This is a genomic window from Mucilaginibacter sp. L3T2-6, assembly GCF_030519355.1.
In the GTDB taxonomy this organism is placed as follows: domain Bacteria; phylum Bacteroidota; class Bacteroidia; order Sphingobacteriales; family Sphingobacteriaceae; genus Mucilaginibacter.
On the sequence record NZ_JAUMKC010000014.1, the window covers coordinates 139,339 to 148,057 of the forward strand.

7 protein-coding genes are annotated in these 8,719 nt (G+C 47.4%); all 7 read left to right on the forward strand.

Annotation, left to right across the window (positions count from 1 at the left end; translation table 11 throughout):
* Positions 1-7 precede the first annotated feature (7 nt).
* The 7 genes from tkt to pgl all read left to right on the forward strand — a co-directional run bounded on the left by tkt (position 8) and on the right by pgl (position 8,621).
* Positions 8-2,017, forward strand: a complete 2,010-nt coding sequence (tkt, locus tag Q3W13_RS16275; RefSeq protein ID WP_302865506.1) for a transketolase — start codon at positions 8-10, stop codon at positions 2,015-2,017.
* An 87-nt stretch (positions 2,018-2,104) separates the two neighbouring features.
* Positions 2,105-2,803, forward strand: coding sequence for a ribose 5-phosphate isomerase A (rpiA, locus tag Q3W13_RS16280; RefSeq protein ID WP_302865507.1), 699 nt, complete (start codon positions 2,105-2,107; stop codon positions 2,801-2,803).
* A 270-nt stretch (positions 2,804-3,073) separates the two neighbouring features.
* A complete protein-coding gene (gene tal / locus Q3W13_RS16285) occupies positions 3,074-4,171 on the forward strand; it encodes a transaldolase (protein WP_302865509.1) in 1,098 nt (365 codons plus the stop codon).
* A 4-nt stretch (positions 4,172-4,175) separates the two neighbouring features.
* Positions 4,176-4,808 carry an HAD family hydrolase gene (locus Q3W13_RS16290; protein ID WP_302865511.1) on the forward strand — a complete coding sequence of 211 codons (633 nt, stop codon included), beginning with the start codon at positions 4,176-4,178 and terminating at the stop codon, positions 4,806-4,808.
* Entirely contained in the window at positions 4,805-6,232 is a 1,428-nt protein-coding gene (gndA, locus tag Q3W13_RS16295; protein WP_302865513.1) for an NADP-dependent phosphogluconate dehydrogenase, read from the forward strand. Before Q3W13_RS16290 ends, gndA begins: the two co-directional genes overlap by 4 nt.
* A gap of 35 nt (positions 6,233-6,267) precedes the next feature.
* Positions 6,268-7,776 carry a glucose-6-phosphate dehydrogenase gene (zwf, locus tag Q3W13_RS16300; RefSeq protein WP_302865515.1) on the forward strand — a complete coding sequence of 503 codons (1,509 nt, stop codon included), beginning with the start codon at positions 6,268-6,270 and terminating at the stop codon, positions 7,774-7,776.
* A gap of 122 nt (positions 7,777-7,898) precedes the next feature.
* The gene (gene pgl, locus Q3W13_RS16305; RefSeq protein WP_302865516.1) at positions 7,899-8,621 is read left to right on the forward strand and encodes a 6-phosphogluconolactonase; all 723 of its coding nucleotides are present in this window, start codon (positions 7,899-7,901) and stop codon (positions 8,619-8,621) included.
* Positions 8,622-8,719: the final 98 nt, after the last annotated feature.

Below are 8,719 nucleotides of genomic sequence, written 5' to 3' on the forward strand. Positions count from 1 at the left end.
CACTACTATGAGCGCAAATAATCAGGATATAGAAACCCTTGGAATAAATACCGCGAGAATATTAGCTGCCGATGCAGTTCAGAAGGCAAATTCAGGCCACCCTGGTACACCAATGGCACTGGCGCCAATGGCGCATGTGCTTTGGACAAAGGCAATGACTTACAACGCTAAAAATCCTGAATGGGCCAACCGCGACCGGTTTATTTTGTCGGCCGGCCACGCTTGTATGTTGCAATATGCTTACCTGTACCTCACCGGTTACGATCTGACACTGGACGATATTAAAAACTTCCGCCAGATGAACAGCAAAACTGCCGGGCACCCGGAGTATGGCCTATGCCCTGGTGTCGAAGTTACCACCGGCCCGCTGGGACAGGGTTTTGCTAACGCGATCGGTTTTGCAATCGGCCAGAAACATTTGGCTGCACGCTACAACAAGCCTGGCTTCAATCTTTTTGATTATAAGATATATGTAATCTGCAGCGATGGCGATATGATGGAGGGCGTAACCTCCGAAGCCGCGTCAATTGCAGGCCATTTAGAATTGGGTAACCTCATCTTTTTATATGACAATAACCATATTTCGATAGAGGGTAGTACCGATATTGCTTTTAATGAAGATGTAAGCGCACGCTTCAGGGCTTATGGCTGGCATGTACAGGACCTACCGGACGTGAATGATATACATGCACTGGAATTGGCGCTGGTGAATGCAAAAGCTGAGACTCAAAAGCCGTCATTGATCAACGTTCGCTCGCTGATTGCCTATGGCAGCCCTAATAAGTCAGGCACCGCGGGCTCACACGGTTCCCCCCTTGGTCCTGATGAGGTAAAGCTGGTAAAAGAGTTCTTCGGGTTTGATCCTGATAAATCGTTCGTAGTGCCTGACGAAGTGCTGGACTTTTATCATAAATCCGGTGAAAAAGGCGCCGCCAAAGAAGAAAAATGGAATAAATTGTTTGCAGACTATAAGGCCAAATACCCTGAGCTGGCCGCTGAGTATGAGCTGCTAAGCAACGGCGGCTTGCCCGAAGGCTGGAAAGACGCTCTGCCTGTATTTAAGGCATCTGACCCAAAGGTGGCAACGCGTGTGGCGTCGGGCAAGGCCCTGAATGCCATTGCTGCCAAACTGCCAAGCCTGATCGGCGGCGCGGCAGACCTGGCCCCATCTACCGAAACCAATTTAAAAGAATTTGATTCGTTTACTTCAGAGAACAGGGCCGGCCGCAATTTCCATTTCGGTATCCGCGAGCATGCCATGGGTTCAGCACTTAACGGTATGGCCTTAACCAAAGGCGTTATTCCTTTTGGCGCGACCTTCCTGATGTTCTCCGAATACCAGCGCCCGCCTATCCGTTTGGCGGCCATCATGAAAATAAAACCGATTTTTGTTTATACCCACGACAGTATCGGCCTCGGCGAAGACGGCACAACGCACCAGCCCATCGAGCAACTGGCCTCGTTACGGTCGATACCTAACCTGCTTGTGATTCGTCCGGCTGATGCAAACGAATCGGTACACGCATGGCGCGTGGCCATTGAACATAAAGGCGGTCCGGTTGCATTAATATTTACCCGCCAGGGACTGCCTATCATCGATCAGGATAAGTATGCAAAGGCTGAAAATGTTGAAAAAGGCGCTTACATCCTTTCGGAAGGCAGCAAGGGACCTGATCTGATCCTTATGGCAACCGGTTCGGAAGTCTCATTAATTATGCAGGCGCAGGAAAAGCTGGAGGCCGAAGGCATATCAACCCGCGTGGTAAGTATGCCAAGCTGGGAGCTGTTTGAAAAACAGGATGCAGCCTACAAAGAAAAGGTACTGCCGAAGGCAAACAAGAAGCGTTTGGCTGTAGAAATGGCATCGCCAATGGGCTGGCATAAATATACAACAGACGAAGGGGACATGCTGGGCATGACCACATTTGGCGAATCGGCCCCGGCAGAAGACCTGTATAAGCATTTTGGCTTTACGGTTGATAATGTAGTAGCAAAGGCGAAAGCGCTGTTAAAATAGCAGTTGGTGACCGGAGATTAGAGCTCAGGCATTCCCTGGTCTCTAATTAACTAATATCGCTGATCAACTAATCTCTAATCACCTTACATGAACTGGAACAGTAACCTCATCAACAACCTGCACTGGTCTGATACCATCATTAATAAAGAAGGTAAGGAAAAGGTTGCGGCCAAAATTGCCGAAAAGGTGAAGGATGGCGATGTGTTGGGAGTAGGCTCCGGCTCAACGGTTTTTATGGCTCTGTTTGCCATTGCCAGGCGTGTAAAAGAGGAAGGCTTGAACGTAAAAGCTATCCCTACTTCGGTGGAGATCAGCATGGCATTGACCAACCTTGGCATACCCATGACGAGCCTTTACGAGCACCGGCCGGACTGGCTGTTCGATGGAGCTGATGAGGTTGATCCAAACCGCAGTTTGATTAAAGGCCGCGGCGGCGCCATGTTTAAAGAGAAACTGCTTATCAGCAGCAGCCCGGTAAATTTTATTATAGTCGACGACTCTAAGCTGGTGGATAAGCTGGGCAGCAAGTTCCCGGTACCGATCGAAGTATTTCCGCAGGCATTATTGCATGCCGAAAAGGAATTGCAAAAGCTTGGGGTGAGGGAACTGATACTGAGGCCTGCAAAAGGCAAAGATGGCCCGGTAATCACGGAAGCGGGCAATGTGATATTAGATGCCTGGTTCGACGATATCCCGGCAGATACGGAATTGCGAATAAAATCGATAACCGGGGTAATTGAAAGCGGCTTGTTTATCAACTACAACGTGGAAATAATGGTGGCGTAGATGATGGGCGTTGGCCATCTCTGACAGATGTAACCCTGGGGGGTATTAAAACCAGGTTCTGCCTGGTGTTTCTTTCCCTGTAAGGGATACATCCGTCAGCGCAGAGCAACGCCCCCTGTGTCACCAGGACAGGTTTTGAACATGCAGGCTTTAAATAATTGCTACGATAAATTCTGTATAAAATACTACTATACCCTGACAGTAACTGGTATGCTTATTGACCATTACTACCGGGTTCATGAATAAATGACTCACTAAAATACAATACTAATGGAAACAAATAAAGTAAAGCAAATACACAGCTTCGGCCAAAGCATCTGGCTTGATTTTATCGATCGCGCATTTATTGCCGATGGGAGACTGAAAAGCCTGATTGATGACGATGGCGTTCGTGGAGTAACTTCTAACCCTGCTATCTTTGAAAAGGCCATCAGCAGCAGCGACCAGTATGACGAAGACATCGCTACGCTTTCAAAAGACGCTAAAACCACCGAAGACATATTTTTTGGTTTAGCAGTTAAGGATATACAGAATGCCTGCGACCTTTTTGACGGTGTTTATAACGACGGGGTAGTCGGCGCCGATGGCTATGTGAGTTTAGAAGTTTCGCCGTTTTTGGCGCTTGATGCCGAAGGTACTGCCAGACAGGCAGAGGAACTCTGGAAAAAAGTCGATCGTAAAAACGTAATGATAAAAATCCCTGGTACCAAACCGGGCTTGCAGGCAATCCGCGAGTCTATCGCAAAAGGTATCAATATCAATGTTACTTTGCTGTTTGGTTTGCCGCGCTACGAGGAAGTAACTGAAGCCTATATATCAGGGCTCGAAGATCATTTAGCGGCAGGTCATAAAATTGGTCATATATCATCTGTAGCCAGCTTCTTCCTGAGCCGCATAGATGTATTGGTGGACCCGATGCTAGACGAAAAAGGCCTTGGCGATCTGAAAGGCGAAGTTGCTATCGCATCAGCTAAAAAAGCATACGAAATTTATAAGCGCGTTTTCAGCGGCCCCCGCTGGGAAAAACTGGCTGCACAGGGCGCAAAACCGCAGCGTTTGCTATGGGCCAGCACCAGCAGTAAAAACCCGGACTTTAAAGACACAAAATATGTTGAGGCACTGATCGGGCCCGACACCGTTGACACTGTTCCGCTGGAAACCATCGAGGCGTTCCGCGACCATGGTATTGCAGCAAATACACTGGAACAAGGCCTTGATAAAGCAACTGAAACCCTTGACAGGCTTAAAGCTGCGGGCATCGATATCGACAAATTAACACAGCAGCTTGAAGATGAAGGTATTGAGAAGTTCAACAAGCCTTTTGAAAAGTTGCTGAAAGCTATCGAAGACCAGAAAAACAAAGCTTAAGCCCGTGGAAACATTGTCAGTTAAGTTCCTGTTCTTTGATATTGGGGGCGTGTTACTTACCAATGGCTGGGGGCATCAGTCGCGCGAGGAAGCAGCCAGGAGGTTTGGCCTTGATTATGCCGAAGTAAAGGAACTGCATACTTTCATCTTTAACGTTTACGAGGCGCACGGCGTGGACCTGGATGAGTACCTTGATACTGTAGTTTTTAACCATCCGCGCGATTTTACCCGCGAGGATTTTAAAAACTTTATGTACGAGCAGTCGCAGGAATTGCCGCACATGCTCGCCTGGCTGAAAGAATGGAGAAAAGATAGCGGGTTCAGGATTATCGCCATTAATAACGAAGGAAAGGAACTGAACGACTACCGCGTAAAAAAATTCAAGCTGCATGATGTGTTTGACGCATTTGTGTCATCGTGCGAGGTGGGCATCCGAAAACCTGACCCGGCGATATTTAAACTGGCTATGGGCATCGCAATGGCACAACCGCAGGAGTGTGTTTATTTTGATGACCGTAAAATGTTTGCCCTTGCAGCAGGTAAACTGGGCATGAGGGCTTATCAGCATACCAGCTTTGAATCGACAAAAAAAATATTGGAAGACCTAAAAAAAGAAAATCAACCCAAATTAAAATGAGCGCAACACCAAATAAATATGCTTTTGGCATGATAGGCCTGGGCACAATGGGCCGCAGCCTTTTGCTGAACATGGCCGACCATGGATATGCCGTTGCCGGGCATGATAAGGACGCCGGCAAAGTGGCATCGCTGAATGAAGAAGGGAAAGATAAAGACGTTAAAGGCTTTACCGATGTAAAGGAATTTATACAAAGTCTTACCACCCCGCGTGCCATTATGATGCTGGTTCCGGCGGGAAAGATTGTGGACGCCGTGATTGAGGAACTAACCCCGCTGCTTGATAAAGGCGATATACTGATTGACGGTGGTAACTCGCATTTTACCGATACCAATCGCCGTGTGGAAGAACTGGAGGCTAAGGGCCTGCATTTCTTTGGCATGGGTGTATCAGGCGGTGAAGAAGGTGCGCGCCGCGGCCCGAGCATGATGCCGGGCGGCGACAAGGATGCCTATAATGTAATGAAGCCGATTTTTGAAGCTATTGCGGCTAAGGTAGACGGTGCACCATGTGTTACTTATATCGGTCCGGGAGCATCGGGTCACTTTGTGAAGATGGTGCATAATGGTATAGAGTACGGGATAATGCAGTTAATAGCCGAAACCTACGAGATACTTAAAAAGGGCCTTAAGCTGCAGAATGCTGAAATCGGTGAAATATTCGCAAAATGGAATGACGGGCGTTTAAAGTCATTCCTGCTGGATATCACCAAAGATATTTTTAAATACAAGGCACCCGGCTCAGACCATCTTCTATTGGATGACATTAAAGATGAAGCCCGTGCCAAGGGTACTGGTAAATGGACCTCGCAGATTGCGATGGACTTACAGGCGCCGATCCCAACCATTGACACCGCTGTTTCCATGCGCGATTTATCGAAATATAAATCACTGCGTGTAAAAGCATCTGAAATTTATAGTAAAGAGGATATTAGCCTGAATGTTAATAAAGATGAATTTTTGACCGCCCTGGAGCAGGCATTCTATTTCAATATGATCATCAGCTATGCGCAGGGCATGCACATGCTGCTGCTGGCCTCGGCTGAATATAAGTACGACCTGCACCTGGATGATATTGCCAAAATATGGCGCGGCGGGTGTATTATCCGTTCTGAGTTCCTGAATGACATTTACAATGCATACCATAAAAATCCGGCACTTGAACATTTGCTGCTTGATGAAGGTGTATCAGCACTGGTTAGTGACGCTGTAAAAGGCTCGCGCAAGGTATTAGGCGCCACCATCCCGGCAGGTATTGCGACACCGGCGTATGCTTCATCGCTGAGCTATTTCGACACCTTCCGCAGCGCAAGGATGCCGTCGAACCTGACACAGGCGCAGCGTGACTACTTTGGGGCACATACTTACGAGCTGATTGGCAAAGAGGGCGTGTTCCATACGCAGTGGACAAAAAATGAAGAATAATTAGTATAGATATTCATGCTTATAACCTTAATAAAATGAGCACAAAATCAGAACCCACCATATTCATCATTTTTGGTGGTACCGGCGACTTGAACTCCCGGAAAATTGCCCCGGCACTTTACAACCTGTTTTTAGACGGCTGGCTGCCAAAGCAGTTCTCAATTATCGGCACAGGCCGCACCAAGCTTGACGACGAACAGTTCAGGAATAACCTGCACAGCGATATCAACCAGTTTTCGCGCAGCGGCAAGGCCGACGAGAAAAAATGGGCCGAGTTTGCAGCCAATATCCATTACCAGGTATCGGACGCTACCGATGCAGAAACCTACAAAGAATTTGGCAAGCGTATCGATAAGCACAACGCGGAGTGGAAAACTAAAGCCAACGTGATTTTTTACCTGGCTGTAGCGCCAAATTTCTTCCCGATCATCGCCTCAAATATTTCGAAAGCCAAACTGGCGGAAGATAAAGACCGGGTGCGCATTATTATCGAAAAGCCATTTGGACACGACCTGGAAACAGCAAAAGAACTGAACCAGCTACTTGCCGGAATATTCGACGAATGCCAGATTTACCGTATTGACCATTACCTGGGTAAGGAAACGGTGCAGAACATTATGGCCTTCCGCTTCGCCAACTCCATCATGGAGCCGCTTTGGAACCGTAATTACATCGAACATGTACAAATATCTGTTACTGAACAATTAGGAGTGGAGGAGCGCGGCGATTACTATGACGGATCGGGGGCTATGCGAGATATGATACAGAACCACCTGCTGCAGTTGCTTTGCCACATAGCCATGGAGCCGCCTGTTAGCTTTAATGCCGACGAAGTACGCGACCGTAAAGTTGACGTATTACGGGCAATGAGGAAGTTTACACCGGAAGATGTGCGCAACTCGGCCGTAAGAGGCCAATACGGCAGCGGCTGGATGAAGGGCAAGGAAGTGCCTGGCTACCGCGATGAGCCAAAAGTAAGCCCTGAATCAAACACAGAAACATTTGCAGCCATTAAATTTTTTGTAGATAACTGGCGCTGGCAGGGCGTTCCGTTTTATGTACGTACCGGCAAACGGATGCATCAGTCGTCATCAGTAATAACCATCCAGTTTAAGGATGTGCCTCACCTGATATTCCCTACCGAAGCCGCCGAAAGCTGGCAGCAAAACAGGCTGATTATCAGCATACAGCCAGAAATGAGTATTCGCTTACAGGTACAGGCTAAACGTCCGGGCATCGATATGGTGTTAAATGCCGTCGATATGGTATTCGACTATAAAGGCACTTATGCCACACCGGCGCCAGAAGCTTATGAAACACTGATACTGGATACGATGCTGGGCGACCAAACCCTGTTTATGCGTGGCGATCAGGTTGAAGCGGCATGGGAACTGGTGATGCCGATACTGAACACCTGGCAAAATAAAAAGAGTCTGAATTTCCCGAATTATTCCGCCGACTCATGGGGACCAGAATCCGCCGAGGCTTTGATCGCCCGCGATGGATTTAACTGGTTTACCCTTCCGGTGAATGGGAAGAAATGAGTTAGTTGATTGGAGGTTAGTTATTTAGAGATTAGTCGAAAATCCGGCTAAGGGCTGATATAACTAACCTCTCATCACTGATTAACTAATCTCTAATTAACTAATCAACTAATAGCTAACACATGCTCAACGTTTTTGAAACACCTGATCAAGTATTGCAGGCGCTTGCCGAATACTTTGTAATTATAGGCAACGAAGCCATTGCCAAGAACAAAAAGTTCTCAGTGGCTTTATCTGGCGGCAGTTCGCCAAAGAAATTATATGAACTGCTGGCGACAGAATTTCACGATAAGCTGGACTGGGAAAAGGTTTATTTCTTTTTTGGCGATGAGCGCTATGTTCCGCAGGACCATAAGGACAGCAATTACCTGATGGCCCGGAATGCGCTTTTTGCACCGTTGCTGATTGAGCCAGGCCATATTTTTGCGGTAGACACCAGCCTTGAGCCAAAGGAAGCCGCCAAAAAGTACCAGGAAGAAATTGAAGACTTTTTTGACGAAGACGAGCAAAGCTTTGATTTAATTTTACTCGGCCTGGGCGATAACTCCCATACAGCATCACTGTTCCCTCATACGCCCGTATTGCACGACAGGCTGCCGGGTGTAAGCGATGTATGGCTGGAGGATCAGCAGGTTTATCGTATCACCATGAATGCCCCGCTGATAAACGAAGCGCAAAATATCGCGTTCCTGGTTTACGGAGAAGGTAAAGCCGAAGCCGTTCATCATATATTGGAAGACGACGAAGATATTGAAGAATATCCTGCACAGTTAATCGAGCCAATTGTTGGCAATATTCAATGGTTTTTAGACGAGGCGGCAGCAGCAAAAGTAAGGCACAGCTGAAGCTGAGTTTCCTGTTTTTTTGGTAATGATGCCAAAAATAGTTGGTGGTAATAGGAAAAAAAAGTGCTAAATAGCGTATGCAGATATAAGGGGAATCG

Coding starts and splice junctions, on each gene's coding strand:
- tkt (WP_302865506.1), top strand. CDS start 8: ATGAGCGCAAATAATCAGGATATAGAAACCCTTGGAATAAATACCGCG.
- rpiA (WP_302865507.1), top strand. CDS start 2,105: ATGAACTGGAACAGTAACCTCATCAACAACCTGCACTGGTCTGATACC.
- tal (WP_302865509.1), top strand. CDS start 3,074: ATGGAAACAAATAAAGTAAAGCAAATACACAGCTTCGGCCAAAGCATC.
- gndA (WP_302865513.1), top strand. CDS start 4,805: ATGAGCGCAACACCAAATAAATATGCTTTTGGCATGATAGGCCTGGGC.
- zwf (WP_302865515.1), top strand. CDS start 6,268: ATGAGCACAAAATCAGAACCCACCATATTCATCATTTTTGGTGGTACC.
- pgl (WP_302865516.1), top strand. CDS start 7,899: ATGCTCAACGTTTTTGAAACACCTGATCAAGTATTGCAGGCGCTTGCC.